The organism is Flavobacterium azooxidireducens, assembly GCF_023195775.1.
In the GTDB taxonomy this organism is placed as follows: domain Bacteria; phylum Bacteroidota; class Bacteroidia; order Flavobacteriales; family Flavobacteriaceae; genus Flavobacterium; species Flavobacterium azooxidireducens.
The window spans coordinates 1151226-1168417 of record NZ_CP096205.1 but is presented as its reverse complement, the minus strand read 5'-3'; the positions used below and the strand labels follow the sequence as shown (position 1 = coordinate 1168417).

Genomic DNA, 17192 nt, shown 5'->3' with positions numbered 1-17192 from the left:
TGTGTTTTAAGATTAGTATTTTATTTTTGAAGGTTTTTGATGTCATTTTCTATCGAAAGAATCATCAAACAAGTCGCCGTACAAAAGGAAGGACTTGTGATGCAGTGATGACCATTCCAGCTCCCGTCTGCATTTTGAATTTGCATCATTCGGCCGCCGATGTTGTCGTACCATTTTTTCCAGTCGTCGTCGTGATTCACCACCATCGATTCGCCGGTTTGAAGGAAGCTTAGGAATTCTTCGCCACCGTTGTTGCCAAAACCGGATAATACATCTTCTTTCATAGCGGTTACTTTGGCAGAATTATAAACTTTATTTGCCACATCATACGACTTTGCTTTTTCTTTGGAATAGCCTAAACGTTCTAAATTTTGTTCGTTTAAAACGGCATCTCTTTCAATTTTGCCTTCGGCTTTGGCTTTTTTAAACAATTGGTTGACTTCTTTGGCTTCTTCGGCACTGTTGCGTACCGAACTGCTCACGGCATACAACATAATTCCGGCTCCGTCTTCGGTTTTGGCCGACTGACTTTCGGGATTGTAATTGCTTTTTTGGTATTCTCTGGCTTTTTGAATTTTGTCTTTATCAACTTTGATGCCTTCGTTTTTGGAAGCCATTTCTAAACTGGAATTCGCAAAAGAGGATTGCAACACACCTGCCCAACCGGAGCTACCGACTTTACCGGAATCGCCCATTGATTTTTCGATTTTATCGACACAAACTTGAATGCCGTCTTTTACTCGTGCTTTGATTGAATTATCTTTTAGAGTAGGAAGCAATTGATTGAAGAATTGCAACGTGAGAATGGCATCAATGTGTTCGCCTAATTTTCCTTGAATTTGCGTTCCTCGAATTTGCGTGATGTAAGGAGAATTTTGGTTCTTTTCGATTTCGTTTAACAGAAATAAAACTGATTTTTTAAGGGTTTCTTTGTGCTCGCCTTTCTCCATCGAATGTCCGCAGCGATACAATGCCATCGCCGACATTGCTGTTGTAGCAGGATCGGACGAAACGGCGTGTGGATTTCTTTCGGATTGATTGTTGCGAGAACCGGCTCCCCAACCGCCATCGGAGTTTTGGGCTTCAATGAGCCATAATTCGCCTTTGGAAATGGTTTCGATGAATTTGGAATTCGTTTTTACTGTGGCTGCACCTTCAATTGGTTGTTCGCCCATTAAGGACATAAAGACACAGGGTTTTTCTTCGTCTTCCACAATTTCTCGTTGAGCGATTTCTTTTTTGGGAAGAAGTTCTTTTTTGGGAAGAAGTTCTTTCGTTGGTGCTGAATCATTTCCCAACAAATAAATAAACGGAACACAACTTACTAAAGCGGATATTCCTAGGATGATTTTTGATTTCATATTGTATTGATTTTGATTATTACTTATTATTTTGCCGCTGATTCGCTGATTTATTTTTTAACCACATAGGGACATAGTTTTTTATAGACTTTAAAGGCGTTTCACTTTACAGTAGAAAAGGATAGCTATGTGAACCCAAGCATTGGGCTATATTTTCCTTTTTGCCTATGTCTCTATGTGGTTAAGTGGCATTTAATATAAAAAATCAGCGAATCAGTGGCTTGTTACATCATCAGTAAAAAATGATTTTGCTTTTATTTTTTGATAAAATTACTTTTCATACTAATTCAACTTTGGGCGACTTGGTGAAACCCATTTTTGACTTGGTGAAATCGTTTTTTAAACCCGATTTTATTTTCGTACTTTACACTATAATATAAATGAGATGTATAATCAACTGAAAATAATACTGTTCGCTTTGCTTTTCCCTTTGGTGATGGTTGCTCAAGACAGCACTAAAACTAAATCGGGCAAAACTTCCGTGAGCAAAAAAGCCATTGAACTGAAAGAAACTTTATCAGAAAGTAACCCTATCGCCACGGCGAATAAATATGTGGAATTAGCTGAGCAATTGGATAAAAAAGGTGATTACGCCAAAGCGGAAGATTATCTGAAACGAGCTTTGTCTATTTATCAAAAGCAAAAAAATAAAGATAAAATAGCGAGTACAACACGTTCGATTGCTCAAATTCAGGAGAAGCAAAATAAATTGAAAGAAGCCATTGTTAGTTATCAATCGGCTAGTGAAGAAGCGGTGGAAGTGGGTTATTCGAAGGTCAATTCGAATGATGCGAGTCGTTTGCAGAACACCAATCCGCGAGTTCAAGCCGATTATCTAGATTCCAACATCAAAATTTTGGAGAAAGAAGGTAAAATGGATGATGCTGCCGAAGTCTATAAACAAAAAGCGGAAGTAGATTTTAAGTCGGAAAACAAAGGAATGGCGATTGAAAATTATGAAAAAGCCATCGCCGTTTCTAAAGATAAACCGGAAGAAGTATTGAAATTGAAAAGCGAGATTTCGAAAGTCTATGCTTCAGAAAACAACTTGGATAAAGCGATTGAAATTACCAAAAACACCATTTCGGATGCGGAGAAATTAGGAAGTGTTTCGCAACAAATTGAGCAACAGCAAACGTTGGCGGGTTTGTATTTTAAAAATGAAAACCAAGATGATGCGATTATTTTGTTGGAAGAAACGTATAATCTGGCTTTAAAAAACGGGCGAACATTTGATGCAAAGAAAGCGATGTTGGCTCTTTCCGATTATTACAGACAACAAGGCAATCAAACGAAAGCGATTGAATTGTACGACAAATTTCTGAATGATTTTGATCGAATGGTGCAAGCGGATAGTTCGTTGGTTGATTCGAAGATTTTTCAAGTTACGGAAGAAAAAATCAAACAATTGGAGAAAGAACGTGCGTTGAAAGATGAGTTGATTACGAAGAAAAATAAGTTCAATTATGTGTTGATTGGTTCTGTCATTTTGATGCTGATTTTATTGGGATTGATTGCGAAGGCGTTGTTTTCTATCAAAACCAAGAACAAAAAAATTGCATTGCAATCGCTTCGAAGGGAAATGAATCCGCATTTTATTTTTAATAGTTTAAATAGTGTGAACCAATTTATTGCTCAAAATAATGAGTTGGAAGCCAATAAATATTTGACTTCGTATTCCAATTTGATGCGGAATATGATGGAAACATCGAACAAAGATTTTATTTCGTTATCCAATGAATTAGAGCAAATTAAGAAGTATTTGGATTTGGAACATTTGCGTTTTCAAGACAAATTTGTTTTTGAAATTGTGGTTGATGAAAAGTTGGATTCGGATGCAGTTTTGGTTCCGAATATGTTGATTCAGCCGCATTTGGAAAACGCCATTTGGCACGGTTTGCGTTACCGTGAATCTATTGGAAACTTGAAAGTGACTTTTACAGAAGAAAATCAATTGATCAAAGTTTCTATTGAAGATGATGGCATTGGTGTTGAAAAAAGTCGCGAATTGAAAACGCAAAATCAAAAAGTGCACGAATCCAGAGGCTTGAACAATGTGGAAGAACGGATTAATTTGCTGAATGATTTGTATCATCAACAGATTTCGTATACTATTTCGTCGGGAACAGATGGCAACGGAACATTAGTCACCCTTTATTTTTCTAAAACCACCAAAGTTGTATGAATGATTTTCAAAAAATAAAAAGTGTCATTGTTGAAGATGAGTCGGCTGCTCGCGAAGCGTTGAAAAATTATTTGGCAAAATATTGTCCGCAAATCGAGATCATTGGCGAAGCACAAAACAGTCGGGAAGCCATTCCTTTGTTGCACGAACTACAACCACAATTGGTTTTTTTGGATGTAGAAATGCCTTTTGGCAATGCGTTTGATGTATTGGAAGGATGTAAAGATTTGCATTTTGAAACCATTTTTGTCACTGCTTTTTCGGAATACTCATTGAAAGCATTGAACCAAAGTGCGGCGTATTATTTGTTGAAACCCATCAGTATTGAAGAATTGATTTTGGCGGTTAACAAAGTGCAACAACAATTGATGAAGCAGGAATTGTTTAATCGAAATCAAATCATCGTACAAAACTTTCGCGAACCAAAAATCGAGAAACAACAAGTCATTTTACCTACGTTAGAAGGTTTTGAAGTTGTAAAAATGGAAGAAATCGTTCGTTTGCGTGGCAATGGCAACTTTACCGATATTCATTTAGCCGACGGATCCAAAAAAATGGTCTGTCGATTTTTGAAACACTTTGATGAAATGTTGGATTTTCCTTTTATGCGGGTGCATAAATCACACATCATCAATTTGAATTTTGTGAAATCGTATCACAAATCGTTAGGTGGTTATGTCACGCTTTTTGATGACACGGAGATTGAGATTTCTGTGGGTTATAAGGAGGAGTTTTTGAGGAGGTTTAAATAAGGCTTTTTAGTAATTGCTCCACTTCTTCCTTTTGCTCAGCATATTTTAACTGCAATTCCGAGCCAACTTCCATTCGATTATAATAGTCCAACGCTTTATTCGCACATGCTTTTTTATAAAAAACAGAAAGTTCCGGAATTTGAGGAAATTGTATGTGAAAAATATTTTCGTAATACGCTTGCCATTCGCGTTCGTTTTTATCCGTAACTACGTTGCCTTTTTCTTTTTGTTGCACGTGAATCATTTCGTGAGCCAATAAATTTAGCATCAGATTCAATGGAAATTCAAACGTGTTTTCCGGAATGCGAATGATTTGCGGACCACCCAAAATTCCTTCGGTAGTCATTAAAATAAAATCAGGTTTTGCTTTTTCTCGCAACTCAAACCCTTTGAAATTGGGATGATTTAAATTGTATTCGTTAATCAAAAATTCGGCAGATTGAATCGTTTCACCTTGTTCGTGAAAACTGTTAACCCATTGAATGATTTCTTGATATGCTTTCAAAAGATATTTTTTAGCCAAATAGTTCGCTTACAACATCTTCAATCTTCGCCACCAATTTCACTTGAATCAATGTTTCTTTCAACGAAATTTTATTGTATTTCGAGACAAAAATGGTAGAAAACCCTAACTTCTCCGCTTCCAAAATGCGTTGTTCTACGCGGTTGACAGGACGAATTTCTCCGGCTAAACCTACTTCTCCCGCAAAACAAAAATCTTTCCCAACCGGAATATCTTCGTTGGAGGATAAAATAGCTGCAACAACTGCCAAATCAATTGCAGGATCATCCACAGAAATTCCGCCTGTTACATTTAAAAAAACGTCTTTTGCTCCCAATCTAAATCCGGCACGTTTTTCTAAAACCGCTAAAATCATGTTCAGTCGTTTAGCATTATAACCTGTCGTGCTTCGTTGAGGTGTTCCGTAAACTGCGGTGCTGACTAAAGCTTGTATTTCAATCATCAACGGTCGCATACCTTCTAAGGTAGAAGCGATGGCAGTTCCTGAAAGTTCTTCGTCTTTGTGTGAAATCAGAATTTCCGATGGATTGGCAACTTCCCGCAAACCGGAACCTTGCATTTCATAAATTCCAATTTCTGCCGTAGAACCAAATCGGTTTTTAAGCGAACGGAGAATTCGGTAAACGTGATTTCGATCGCCTTCAAATTGCAAAACGGTATCGACCATATGTTCCAAAATTTTTGGTCCGGCAATCGTTCCGTCTTTGGTAATATGACCAATCAAAAGCACCGGAACATTGGTTTCTTTGGCAAATTTGATAAGTTCAGCCGTGCATTCGCGTATTTGCGAAATACTTCCGGCAGTCGATTCAATATAATCGGTGTGTAGCGTTTGAATGGAATCGATAATCACAATTTCAGGGTCAATTTCCTGAATTTGTTTAAATATATTTTGTGTTTTGGTTTCGGTTAAAATAAAACAATTATCGCCGTTTGGTGTAATCCGTTCGGCACGCATTTTTATTTGTTTCTGACTTTCTTCGCCGGAAACGTATAAAGTTTTATAAGGTAATTTTAATGAAATCTGTAATAAAAGTGTACTTTTTCCAATGCCTGGTTCGCCACCCAAAAGTGTTAATGAGCCGGGCACCAATCCGCCGCCTAATACACGGTTTAATTCACCGTCTGTCGTGTCCAAACGAATTTCTTGTGTGGAATCAATATCGCTAATGCGAAGCGGTTTTGGAGCTTTTTTAGTTTCGGTGGATGAAGGTTTCCAAGACGATTTTTCTTCCTTCTGAATCACTTCTTCCACAATGGTATTCCACTCGTTGCAAGCATGACATTGTCCTTGCCATTTGGAATATTGCGTCCCACAATTTTGACAAAAAAAGGAGGTTTTTACTTTTGCCATTTAGTTAATCAATTGCTTCATTTCTTCCGATTTGTCATACATCATATCCTTGTCTAAATCGCCAATTGGTTCTTTTTGAAAAGCACTTAAATAGTATTTTTGAGCTCTTTTGTAGTCTTCTTTTTTCTCATACATCAATGCCATGTGATAATCAGGAAGCATGGTTTTTTTGTAATATTTATCGGCAAGAATTGAGAGAGCATCAAATTCATTATAATCTTTATTTTTTAAAATAGCAGCTTCAATTGCCTTAAAATCATTCAATCGAATTGGCATTTTGATGTTTAACGATTTTTCTAAAACATCATATTTTTGTTTTAAATAGTCCACATAACCTGATTCCAATTTCACAATTTTTTCATTGAATTCATGTGTTGTGATAGGTTGATAAACCGCAAAAAATTGATACAAAGCATTTGGAATCGAATGTAATACCAACGAATAATGTGAAGCTCCTAAGAATTCATCAAATTTATAATTCAATGATTCTTTTTTGATGGCTTTTACTTTTTCATCTAATTCTTTAATTCTTTTTTGAATTTTCTTCAAATCCCCATCCGCAGTAGATTGATAGTAATAAATTGGTTTTGTAATTGCATTTAATCGCTCAGGAATTCTGTTTTCCATATCCAAAGCTAATTCAGGACTCAACGAAATATACGCATCAAAAACAGGATTGTCTTTATACAAGAAAAAGTTTAAAAATCCGGCAGTAGTATCGTGTCCGGCAATAATTTTGAATGGAGCAATTCGATAAGTTTTTTGCAAATAAGGCATTAATTCTGTTCCGATGAAATCAAAAAAATTGGCTCCGGTTTCAATGGGTAAGCCACTTTCTTCATCAAATTCACTATCGGCATAGCGTTCGTCTTGTTTGTTTTGAGAAATTCCGACCAAAATTACTTCCGGTAAATCATCCCAATAATTTCCAAATTTTAATGCACCTTGAAAAGGATCAAATAAATATTCGCCATCTAAAACCAACAATAAAGGAAATTTTTGATTTTTATCCTTATCATACGATGGAGGAAGAGTTATATAAATATCTCGGTCTCCACCCAACTTTTGAGAAGTAAATTTTTCTACGTTTTTTTGAGCATAAATACTCAGTGAACACAATAAAACGGCAAGAATTTGAACTAATTTCATCTGGTTTCGGTTTTGGAAATTAAGTAAATAACCTAATTTTTTTCGAAAGCAAGATAGTAAATTATTTGTTTTTGTTTAAAATGGGAAGCAATAAAAATGAAAGTGTTCCTAAAATCACCACCATTAGTGTTTGTGAAGTCCATACCAACCAGCCAAAAGCAGTTCCGGCAGTTTCGGGAACGTTGTAAAGTAGAAGAATTTCTGCCATCAAAAATGGATAGGCTCCAAACCCTGAATTCGTTAAAGTAATGGCAATTCCGCCCACAATAAATGAAATGACAACGGTACTTAAACTCAAGTTACTGGTTTCAGGTAGTGCAAAAATAGTAATGTAAAACATAAAAAAATAACTTGTCCAAATCAATAAAGAATGAAAGAGGAAAGCCCATTTTTTCTCCATTTTCCAAATACTGAAAACACCATCCATCAAACCGGAAATTTTTTGTTTGATGATTACAATAGGTCTGATTTTTGAATAACGAAACAATAAAATAACACCTATCATCATAAAAGTGCCAATTCCTAAAATTAGCATCAATTTTTGAAAAGGAATTTTATCCAAAACAAATGCTTTTAACACATCAAATTCCAGAAAAAAGGCTAAACCAATGAATGATAATAAGAAAAATGTATCAACAACTCTTTCGGCGATGATGGTTCCGAAGGCTTTATCAAACGGGACATCTTCGTATTTTTTGAGAATCAAAGCACGTGAAACTTCGCCTGAACGCGGAATAGACATGTTGATAAAATAGCCAATACAAACTGCCATCACATTCGTAGAAATTTTTGGTTTATAGCCCAAATGTTCCAACGTATACCTCCATCGATAACCTCTTGACCACAAAGCCACTGCACTAATTAACAACGAGATATAAATATAGAAATAATCAGCATTTTTAAATTGCAATTTAATTTCCTCTAATTGTTCGGGTGTAAATTTATTGTAGGTATAAATAACCAACGCCAATCCCAACAAAATTGGAAGTAGAATAGAAAGCCATTTGCCGATTTTCTGTTTCAAGGGAATTTAGGTCAACGAATTGTCGTTCTCATTAGGAAAAACTAATGCCGGTTTGAAGGTTTTAGCTTCTTCAAAATCTATAATTCCGTAAGCAATCACGATAATTATATCTCCTTTTTGAACTTTTCGTGCAGCCGGACCGTTCAAAGTAATTTCGCCACTGTTGCGATTTCCTTTAATTACGTAGGTCTCTAAACGCTCACCATTGTTGATGTTTACGATAGCAACTTTTTCTCCTTCTACAAGATTTGAAGCTTCCATTAAAGCTTCGTCGATAGTAATACTACCGATGTAATTTAAATCTGCTCCAGTCACCTTTACGCGGTGAATCTTGGATTTTACAACTTGAATTTGCATGGTGCAAAGGTAATTAATTTAATGAAATAGTATCAATCAATCGAATGTTGTTGATAAAAACAGCGATAAAAGCACGGTATTTTTTATTTTTCGATTTGCGAAAACAAGGTTTTAACGTGGCTTCATCGGCAATTTGAAAATATTCTAACGAAAATTTAGGGTGATTTTCAAACGTTTTTTTAACAAATTCCGAAACCTCTTTAGCAGATTTCGTGCCAAACAATTTTTTGGCAGTAGTTAATGTCTTGAAAATCAAAGTAGATTCTTCTTTTTCAGTTTCAGTAAGTCGTTCGTTTCTAGAACTCATTGCTAAGCCATTTTTTTCGCGATGAATTGGGCAACCAATTACGTTTACAGGAATTTTATGCTTTTGAACCAATTTTTTGATAATCTGCAATTGCTGAAAATCTTTTTCGCCAAAATAGGAATTAGAGGGTTGAACAATTTCAAATAATCGTTTCACAATTGTTCCTACTCCATCAAAATGTCCGGGGCGATGTTTTCCTTCCATTTGATGTTCCAAGCCGTCATAATTAAAGGACTCAGAAACTGTTTTTCCGTTGTAAATATCCTCAACAGTGGGAGCATAAATAATTACTTTATCACTTAGTGTAGCTATTTTCTGAACATCTCTATCAAGTGTTCTTGGGTATTTCTCTAAATCTTCGGGATTGTTGAACTGTGTTGGGTTTACAAAAATACTCATCACAACAACTTTGTTTTCTTGTAGTGCTTTTCTGAGCAAAGACAGGTGTCCATCGTGCAAAGCACCCATGGTTGGCACAAATCCGATAGTGGTTTTAGCTGTCCAAAAGGGTGACAAATAGGCTTTAAGATCGGTTTGTTTATTGAAAATGAGCATGTAAATTTGATTAGTTCAAGTGCAAACTTAGTATTTTACTTAAATATCTGCATAAATTTTTGTAATTTTGCATGTTTTTAAAAACTAATAAATAAAGTTCAAAACGTATGGAGGATAAGAGGATATTGTATGTATCATCTGAGGTAGTGCCTTATTTAGCAGAAAATGAAGTTTCAATAATGTCTTATGATGTTCCAAAAATGATCAACGATCAAGGTGGACAAATAAGAATTTTTATGCCACGATATGGAAATATCAATGAAAGAAGACATCAATTACATGAAGTAATACGGTTGTCTGGAATGAACTTGGTGGTGAATGATTTAGATATGCCGTTGATTATTAAAGTGGCGTCCATTCCAAAAGAACGAATCCAAGTCTATTTTATCGATAATGACGAATATTTTAAACGTAAAGCAACTTTTACGGATGAAGATGGAAAGTTGTATGCCGATAATGATGAAAGAGCCATTTTTTTTGCAAAAGGAGTGGTAGAAACAGTAAAAAAATTAAATTGGGTTCCGGATATTATCCATGTTCATGGTTGGTTGGCTTCACTTTTGCCGGTTTACATGAAACACTATTATAAAGATGAAGCATTGTTCTCTAATACAAAAATTGTAACTTCTGTTTATGCTCAATCTTTTGATGGTAATCTAGATATTGAACTCATCAATAAAATTAAATTTGATGGTGTTCCGCAGGATTCAATTGCGGTTTTAGAACAACCAAATTATGAAAATTTAATTAAAGTGGCTGTAGAACATTCTGATGCCGTGATAGTTGCGTCTGAAAACGTTTCGTCAAGTTTAACAAAATTTATAGAATCATCAGGAAAACCTTTTTTACCTTTCGTGCCGAAAGAGGATTATCCTGAGCATTATAAAAATTTCTATAAAAAAACAGTTCTTTAAATTTTATTTATTTCAAATGATTTCAAAAAAATTAATACAATATACTTCTATTGCAGTGCTTGCTTTGTTACTTTTTTCATGTGATAAAGATTTTAATACAATTGGCGGAAATGTGATTGGCGACGATCATTTTCAATTTGGCATCAAAGATCAAGAAGCTACAGTTGTTGCTTTTAACCAAGATTTTGGGGCGGTTCAGACCAATAATTTAGTTACAAATCCTTTAGGGATTTATCATAATACGACGTTTGGTAAAACTACAGCTCATTTTGCAACGCAATTAACTTTGCCGTCAACGGTTCCTTCATTCTTTAGAATAACGACTGATCCGGAGATCACAGAAGTTATTCTCTATATTCCTTATTTTAGTAAAAAAGGAGCAACAGATAGCGAAGGAGTTGCAACTTATACACTAGATTCGGTTTATGGAACATCAAAATTAAAACTTAGTGTTTTTGAAAACGGATACTTTTTAAGAGATTTTGATCCAAATTCGCAATTTACTCAAGCACAACGCTATTATTCAGATCAATTGTCTGATTTTGAAAATAACAAAAGAGGAGCTGATGCTGATGGGACTTCTGTTTCAAATGGAGAACGATTAAATAACGCTGAAGATGTTGCTGAAAATGATCAATTCTTTTTTGACCCTGCAGAGATTTCGGTAACAGTTTTTGAAGATGAAGATGATGTAGTGGGCACCACAACAAAATCTGCACCCGGAATTTATTTAAAATTGAATAAAGAGTTCTTTCAAAAGAAAATTATAGGAGGTTATTATGAAAACAAGTTAGTGAATAATAATGTTTTTAAAGACTATTTCCGTGGTTTATATTTTAAAATAGAAGCCTCTGATGCCGAACCAAATGGAAGCAGTTTGGCTATGATTAATTTTACGGGTGGAAAAATCACGGTAAAATATAAAGAAGATAAATCCACCGGTGAAGATACAACTCCGGAAAGAGTTAATAAATCGTTTGACTTAACACTTTCTGGAAATACAGTGAGTTTAACCAACCAAGAAAGAACAACCAATTATTCAAATGCTTTAACTTCGGCAGATCCTACGCAAGGAGATGAACGATTATATATAAACGGAGGAGCAGGTTCTATGGCGGTTATCAATTTGTTTGGACGTGATGAAAATGGACAATCGGCAGAATTAGATGCCTACCGAGCAAAAGGATGGTTGATTAACGAAGCAAATTTAACCTTTAGAATAGATCGCGATGCAATGGGTGATAATTTTGAGCCAAAACGAATTTATTTGTATGATGTTGATAATAAGCGACCTTTAATTGATTATTCTTCAGATTTTACTACCAATGCTGCAAAACCAAAATTTGGTAAAGTTGTTCATGGCGGTATTATAAAATTGGAAGATGAAAAAGGAGTAACTTACAAAATTAGATTAACTAACCATATAAACAATTTGTTGAAACATGCCGATTCTACCAATGTTAGATTAGGCTTGGTTGTGACCGAAGCAATTGGAAATGTTGGAAATTATAAACTAAAAAATCAGACAGCAACTGGTATTAAAGATGTGCCAATTGCCTCTGTAATGAATCCATTGGGAACAGTGTTGTATGGTAGCAAATCTTCTGTACCTTTGGATCAAAGATTGAAATTAGAAATTTACTATACCAAACCTGACTAAATAGTTAAACTTATGTGTGGAATTGTTGGATATATTGGAAAAAGAGACGCTTATTCAATTGTTATTAAGGGATTGAAGCGTTTAGAATACAGAGGTTATGACAGTGCCGGAATCATGCTGCATGATGGCAAAGACCTTAAAATTTCAAAAACAAAAGGAAAAGTAACAGACTTAGAAGAAGTTTCTTCAAAAGATAATAATTTTTTCGGTTCTATCGGGATGGGTCACACGCGTTGGGCTACTCACGGGGTGCCAAATGATGTAAATTCGCATCCGCATTTATCAAATTCGGGAAACATTGCGATTATTCACAATGGAATCATTGAAAATTATGAACCGTTAAAAAAAGAATTAATCAAAAGAGGATTTGTATTTCATTCGGATACAGATACAGAAGTTTTAGTTAATTTGATTGAAGACGTTCAGAAAAAAGAAAATTTAAAATTAGGAAAAGCCGTTCAAGTTGCTTTAAACCAAGTTGTTGGAGCATATGCAATTGCGGTTTTTGATAAAAATAAACCAGACGAAATTGTCGTAGCACGTTTAGGAAGTCCATTAGCGATTGGAATTGGCGATGGCGAATTTTTTGTTGCTTCAGATGCTTCACCATTTATCGAATATACTTCTAATGCTATTTATTTAGAGGACGAAGAAATGGCAATTGTTCGTTTGCACAAACCAATCAAAGTTCGTAAAATCAAAGATGATACCTTAGTTGATCCGTATGTTCAAGAATTAAAAATGAACTTGGAGCAAATTGAAAAAGGCGGTTATGATCATTTCATGCTTAAAGAAATCTATGAGCAACCAAGTGTTATAAAAGATACATACAGAGGAAGATTACTTTCCAATAAAGGAATCATTCAAATGGCCGGAATTGAAGATAATTTAGAAAAATTCCTCAATGCAGAGCGTATCATCATCGTAGCTTGTGGAACTTCATGGCATGCCGGATTAGTAGCAGAATACATTTTTGAAGAATTTGCAAGAATTCCTGTGGAAGTAGAATATGCTTCTGAATTTAGATACAGAAACCCAATTATCAATAAAAAAGATATTGTTGTCGCTATTTCTCAATCTGGTGAAACAGCCGATACGTTAGCTGCAATCAAATTAGCCAAAGAAAATGGTGCGTTTGTTTTTGGAGTTTGTAACGTAGTTGGATCATCCATTTCAAGAGAAACTGATGCGGGTGCTTACACACACGCCGGTCCTGAAATCGGAGTGGCTTCAACCAAAGCATTTACAACACAAATTACCGTTCTAACGCTGATTGCTTTACGTTTAGCAAAAGCAAAAGGGACAATGTCAAATTCAGACTATCACCGTTATTTATTAGAATTAGAAATGATTCCGGACAAAGTAGCAGAAGCTCTTGAAACCAATGACATTGCCAAAGAAATTGCAGGTATTTATAAAGATTCTCCAAATTGTTTATATTTAGGTAGAGGTTATAATTTCCCTGTAGCTTTAGAAGGTGCTTTGAAATTAAAAGAGATTTCCTACATTCATGCCGAAGGTTATCCTGCTGCAGAGATGAAACACGGACCAATCGCTTTAATTGATGAGTCGATGCCGGTTGTTGTAATTGCTCCAAAAATGGGTCATTATGATAAAGTAGTGAGTAACATCCAAGAGATTAAATCCAGAAGCGGAAAAATTATTGCGGTTGTAACCAAAGGTGATACGCAAGTGAAAGAATTAGCCGATCACGTGATCGAAATTCCTGAAACATCAGATGCCCTTTCACCATTATTAACAACCATTCCATTGCAATTACTTTCTTACCACATTGCAGTTATGAGAGGTTGTAATGTAGATCAGCCAAGAAATTTAGCCAAATCGGTTACAGTAGAATAAATCATTTTTACAATTATATTAGAAAGCGGACATATTTATGTTCGCTTTTTTTATTTTTAACTTTTTCTTACAAAGTTGCCAAATTGTTAACTAAAGCTTAAAAAATTATATGAACGCATAGTAAATTTTATCTATTTTATTAATTTTTTAAAAATAATTCAAAAAAATACACTGAGAATAATTTAAAAATGATAATATAAAATTATTAATTACGATAAATTTCTTCCAATTTTTTATTAATATCAAAAATATTTGTACTTTGGTAACGTAAACTAACAAAAACTCTAACTTTATGAAATTGAAATTAATTCTTCTCACATTGTTTTTTTGTAGCATTTCTTTTGCACAAACAACAATAACAGGAAAAGTGGTTGACAATACAAATCAGCCAATTCCCGGAGCAAACGTCAAAATTGTTGGCGAAGCTATAGGTACAACATCCGACTTTGACGGAAATTTTACCTTAACAACGCAAAAAAAGCCACCTTTTAAAATTGAAATTTCTTCCATTGGTTTTTCGTCCAAAACAGAAGAAATCAGATCAAACAACCAAAAAGTAAATGCTGTTTTGGCGGAGGAAGAAACAAGATTAGACGAAATTGTAATTTCTGCTTCAAGATCTCCTGAAAGGGTTAGAGAATCTCCTGTTACCATTGAAAGAATGAGCGTCAAAGACATCAAAAAATCTGCTTCAGTTTCTTTCTACGATGGTCTTGAGAACTTAAAAGAAGTACACATGAACACAAGTAGTATGTCTTTTAAATCAATTAACACAAGGGGTTTTGCAACAGTGGCGAATTCTCGTTTTATGCAATTAGTAGATGGAATGGATAATTCCTCCCCATTATTAAACTTCGTTTTAGGAAACTTAATTGGTGTTTCTGAAATTGATGTGGCTAGCGTTGAACTTCTACCGGGAGCATCTTCTGCTTTATATGGTGCAAATGCATTTAATGGTATTTTATTTATGACCAGCAAGAGTCCATTCACACACCAAGGAATAAGTGCGTATGCAAAAGTTGGACAAACAAGTCAACAAGCCGCAGGGAACAACCTTTATTATGATTATGGTGTTAGAGCTGCTAAAGCTTTCACGCCTCATTTTGCTGCCAAAGCCAACTTTACTTTCATGAGCGGAACAGATTGGTATGCCACTGACTACAGAGATAAAGATTTAGTAAATAAAATCGGTGCTGATAGAACAGATCCTAACTATAATGGTATAAACGTTTATGGAGACGTAGTTTCTACCAATATTAAAAGTGTTGCTTCTGCAATGTTAAATGCCGGAGCAATCACACCTGCACAATTTGCTGTTTTCAATGCTGTTTTACCTAATCAAAACGTTTCAAGAACAGGTTACAATGAGGTTGATATAACAGATAATAAAGTAAGAAATGCTAAAATTGATTTTTCTTTACACTTGAAACCATGGGCAACCGGTAGCACAGAGTGGGCAAAAGATATTGAGTTTATCTGGCAAAGTAAATTCGGATTTGGTAACACCGTTTACCAAGGAGCAAACAGATATTACCTTAACGGATTTGAAATGCAACAGCATAAGTTTGAGGTGATGGGTAAAAATTTCTTCGCAAGAGGATATGTAACGTCAGAAGATGGGGGTAATTCGTATGATATGGAATTTACCGCAGTAAACGTTAACAGAAAATGGAAACCGGATTCAACTTGGTTTGGTCAATATGCTGCAACCTATGTTCAATCAACTTTAGGAGGTGCCACACCGGCACAAGCACATAATTCCGCAAGAAATATTGCCGATACCGGAAGATTTTTACCGGGAACACCTGAATTTATAAATGCATTTAATGAGGTAATTGCCGATCCGGATGTTTTAACAGGATCTAAATTAGTAGATAATTCTAAAATTTATCATGCAGATGCCAATTATAACTTTAGAGATATTCTAAAATTTGCAGAAATTCAAGTTGGAGGTTCTTATAGAATCTATGATTTAAACTCATTTGGAAGAATTTATACAGACACACCTGAATTTGGAGGGATTGACTATGAAGAATATGGCGTTTATACGCAAATTCAAAAGAAATTTTTAGAAGATAAATTCAAGTTTACAGGTTCTGTTCGTTATGATAAGAGTCAAAATTTTGATGGAAATTATTCTCCAAGAGTTTCCTTAGTATTCTCTCCTGACGAAAGAAAAAACCACAATTTTAGAGCTTCATTCCAAACCGGTTTCCGTAATCCAACTACGCAAGATCAATACATTGGATTCAATGTAGGTAACGCTGTTTTGATTGGTTCTGCACCAGATAACTTAGATCGTTATAGTGAAACATTGCCGGTATCTACTGCAGAGGGACAATTTTTTGCAGGAGGAAATTCAGTGGTACTAACAGGACAAAATGCTTATTATAATTCTTATACTGCAACATCTGTACAAGCTTTTGCAGCATTGGCTGGATCAGATCCAGTAGCCGCTTCAGCTTTATTAAGAAGAACCAATGTAGATTTAGTTAAGCCTGAAACGGTAAAAGCATTTGAATTAGGATACAGAGGTCAATTCGAAAATTTCGCTTACGATATTAATGGTTACTATAATATTTACAATGATTTTATTGGAAATCTTAACGTAGTTGCTCCTTTATACGGAACAGCACAAGACTCTCCAAATCCAGGAGCAGGTCCAACTGATGCAGGTTTCCAAACACTTCATGCTATTCAAACCGGAAATATCAGAGCGTATCAGTTATATACAAATACAGATATTGAAATTAAATCTTTAGGATTTGGTTTAGGGCTTTCAACTAAAGTTTACAAAGATTTTGAATTAGGAGCAAATTATAATTATGCTGAATTTAGCTTTGACCAAGCACTAGACCCAAGTTTTGAAGCTGGTTTCAATACACCAAAACACAGAGTAAAAGGATCAATCAGTAATGACAAATTATTCAAAAACTTTGGATTTAATGTTAGTGCAAGATGGAACTCAGAATATTTATGGCAATCTACTTTTGTAGACGGTATGATTGAAGAAGCAACTGTTATCGATGCTCAAATTAACTATGCTATTCCAAAATTAAAAACAATTGTAAAAGTAGGAGCTACTAACCTTGGCGGACAAGAGTATATTCAAGTGTTAGGAGCAGGAGCAATCGGACAACAATTCTTTGTTGGATTAACCATTAATCAATAATCAACGAATTTAAAATTTA

The 17192-nt window shown here is 34.9% G+C and carries 13 protein-coding genes; 6 read left to right on the top strand and 7 right to left on the bottom strand.

The features are described from left to right. Window positions 1-20: 20 nt before the first annotated feature. Window positions 21-1361: a hypothetical protein gene (locus M0M57_RS05205; RefSeq protein WP_248436019.1), complete on the bottom strand. Its 1341-nt coding sequence runs from the start codon at window positions 1359-1361 to the stop codon at window positions 21-23. Window positions 1362-1746: 385 nt separating this feature from the next. Between M0M57_RS05205 and M0M57_RS05200 the strand changes: the two genes are divergently transcribed. Further along, window positions 1747-3546 carry a tetratricopeptide repeat-containing sensor histidine kinase gene (locus M0M57_RS05200; protein ID WP_248436017.1) on the top strand — a complete coding sequence of 600 codons (1800 nt, stop codon included), beginning with the start codon at window positions 1747-1749 and terminating at the stop codon, window positions 3544-3546. Next, window positions 3543-4298 carry a LytR/AlgR family response regulator transcription factor gene (locus M0M57_RS05195; protein ID WP_248436016.1) on the top strand — a complete coding sequence of 252 codons (756 nt, stop codon included), beginning with the start codon at window positions 3543-3545 and terminating at the stop codon, window positions 4296-4298. Before M0M57_RS05200 ends, M0M57_RS05195 begins: the two co-directional genes overlap by 4 nt. On the opposite strand, the gene M0M57_RS05190 is transcribed toward M0M57_RS05195, so the two are convergent. The 6 genes from M0M57_RS05190 to panC form a co-directional block, all read right to left on the bottom strand. Then, entirely contained in the window at window positions 4291-4803 is a 513-nt protein-coding gene (locus M0M57_RS05190; RefSeq protein WP_248436014.1) for a hypothetical protein, read from the bottom strand. The genes M0M57_RS05195 and M0M57_RS05190 overlap by 8 nt on opposite strands. Window positions 4804-4813: 10 nt before the next feature. After that, window positions 4814-6175 carry a DNA repair protein RadA gene (gene radA / locus M0M57_RS05185; protein ID WP_248436012.1) on the bottom strand — a complete coding sequence of 454 codons (1362 nt, stop codon included), beginning with the start codon at window positions 6173-6175 and terminating at the stop codon, window positions 4814-4816. Further along, entirely contained in the window at window positions 6176-7324 is a 1149-nt protein-coding gene (locus M0M57_RS05180) for an alpha/beta hydrolase (protein ID WP_248436010.1), read from the bottom strand. A gap of 61 nt (window positions 7325-7385) precedes the next feature. Next, a complete protein-coding gene (locus M0M57_RS05175) occupies window positions 7386-8348 on the bottom strand; it encodes a lysylphosphatidylglycerol synthase transmembrane domain-containing protein (protein ID WP_248436008.1) in 963 nt (320 codons plus the stop codon). A 6-nt stretch (window positions 8349-8354) separates the two neighbouring features. After that, window positions 8355-8705 (bottom strand): aspartate 1-decarboxylase, encoded by a 351-nt coding sequence (gene panD, locus M0M57_RS05170; RefSeq protein WP_248436006.1) that lies wholly within the window; start codon window positions 8703-8705, stop codon window positions 8355-8357. 13 nt (window positions 8706-8718) lie between these two features. Beyond that, window positions 8719-9567, bottom strand: a complete 849-nt coding sequence (panC, locus tag M0M57_RS05165) for a pantoate--beta-alanine ligase (protein ID WP_248436004.1) — start codon at window positions 9565-9567, stop codon at window positions 8719-8721. Window positions 9568-9674: 107 nt separating this feature from the next. Between panC and M0M57_RS05160 the strand changes: the two genes are divergently transcribed. The 4 genes from M0M57_RS05160 (at window position 9675) to M0M57_RS05145 (ending at window position 17173) form a co-directional block, all read left to right on the top strand. After that, window positions 9675-10481 carry a glycogen/starch synthase gene (locus M0M57_RS05160; RefSeq protein ID WP_248436002.1) on the top strand — a complete coding sequence of 269 codons (807 nt, stop codon included), beginning with the start codon at window positions 9675-9677 and terminating at the stop codon, window positions 10479-10481. 16 nt (window positions 10482-10497) lie between these two features. Next, entirely contained in the window at window positions 10498-12141 is a 1644-nt protein-coding gene (locus tag M0M57_RS05155) for a DUF4270 domain-containing protein (protein ID WP_248436000.1), read from the top strand. Window positions 12142-12153: 12 nt separating this feature from the next. After that, window positions 12154-14001 (top strand): glutamine--fructose-6-phosphate transaminase (isomerizing), encoded by a 1848-nt coding sequence (gene glmS / locus M0M57_RS05150; protein ID WP_248435998.1) that lies wholly within the window; start codon window positions 12154-12156, stop codon window positions 13999-14001. Between the two features lie 292 nt (window positions 14002-14293). Further along, window positions 14294-17173, top strand: a complete 2880-nt coding sequence (locus M0M57_RS05145) for a TonB-dependent receptor domain-containing protein (protein ID WP_248435996.1) — start codon at window positions 14294-14296, stop codon at window positions 17171-17173. Window positions 17174-17192 lie beyond the last annotated feature (19 nt).

Coding starts and splice junctions, on each gene's coding strand:
- M0M57_RS05205 (WP_248436019.1), bottom strand. CDS start 1,361: ATGAAATCAAAAATCATCCTAGGAATATCCGCTTTAGTAAGTTGTGTT.
- M0M57_RS05200 (WP_248436017.1), top strand. CDS start 1,747: ATGTATAATCAACTGAAAATAATACTGTTCGCTTTGCTTTTCCCTTTG.
- M0M57_RS05195 (WP_248436016.1), top strand. CDS start 3,543: ATGAATGATTTTCAAAAAATAAAAAGTGTCATTGTTGAAGATGAGTCG.
- radA (WP_248436012.1), bottom strand. CDS start 6,175: ATGGCAAAAGTAAAAACCTCCTTTTTTTGTCAAAATTGTGGGACGCAA.
- M0M57_RS05180 (WP_248436010.1), bottom strand. CDS start 7,324: ATGAAATTAGTTCAAATTCTTGCCGTTTTATTGTGTTCACTGAGTATT.
- panD (WP_248436006.1), bottom strand. CDS start 8,705: ATGCAAATTCAAGTTGTAAAATCCAAGATTCACCGCGTAAAGGTGACT.
- panC (WP_248436004.1), bottom strand. CDS start 9,567: ATGCTCATTTTCAATAAACAAACCGATCTTAAAGCCTATTTGTCACCC.
- M0M57_RS05160 (WP_248436002.1), top strand. CDS start 9,675: ATGGAGGATAAGAGGATATTGTATGTATCATCTGAGGTAGTGCCTTAT.
- M0M57_RS05155 (WP_248436000.1), top strand. CDS start 10,498: ATGATTTCAAAAAAATTAATACAATATACTTCTATTGCAGTGCTTGCT.
- glmS (WP_248435998.1), top strand. CDS start 12,154: ATGTGTGGAATTGTTGGATATATTGGAAAAAGAGACGCTTATTCAATT.
- M0M57_RS05145 (WP_248435996.1), top strand. CDS start 14,294: ATGAAATTGAAATTAATTCTTCTCACATTGTTTTTTTGTAGCATTTCT.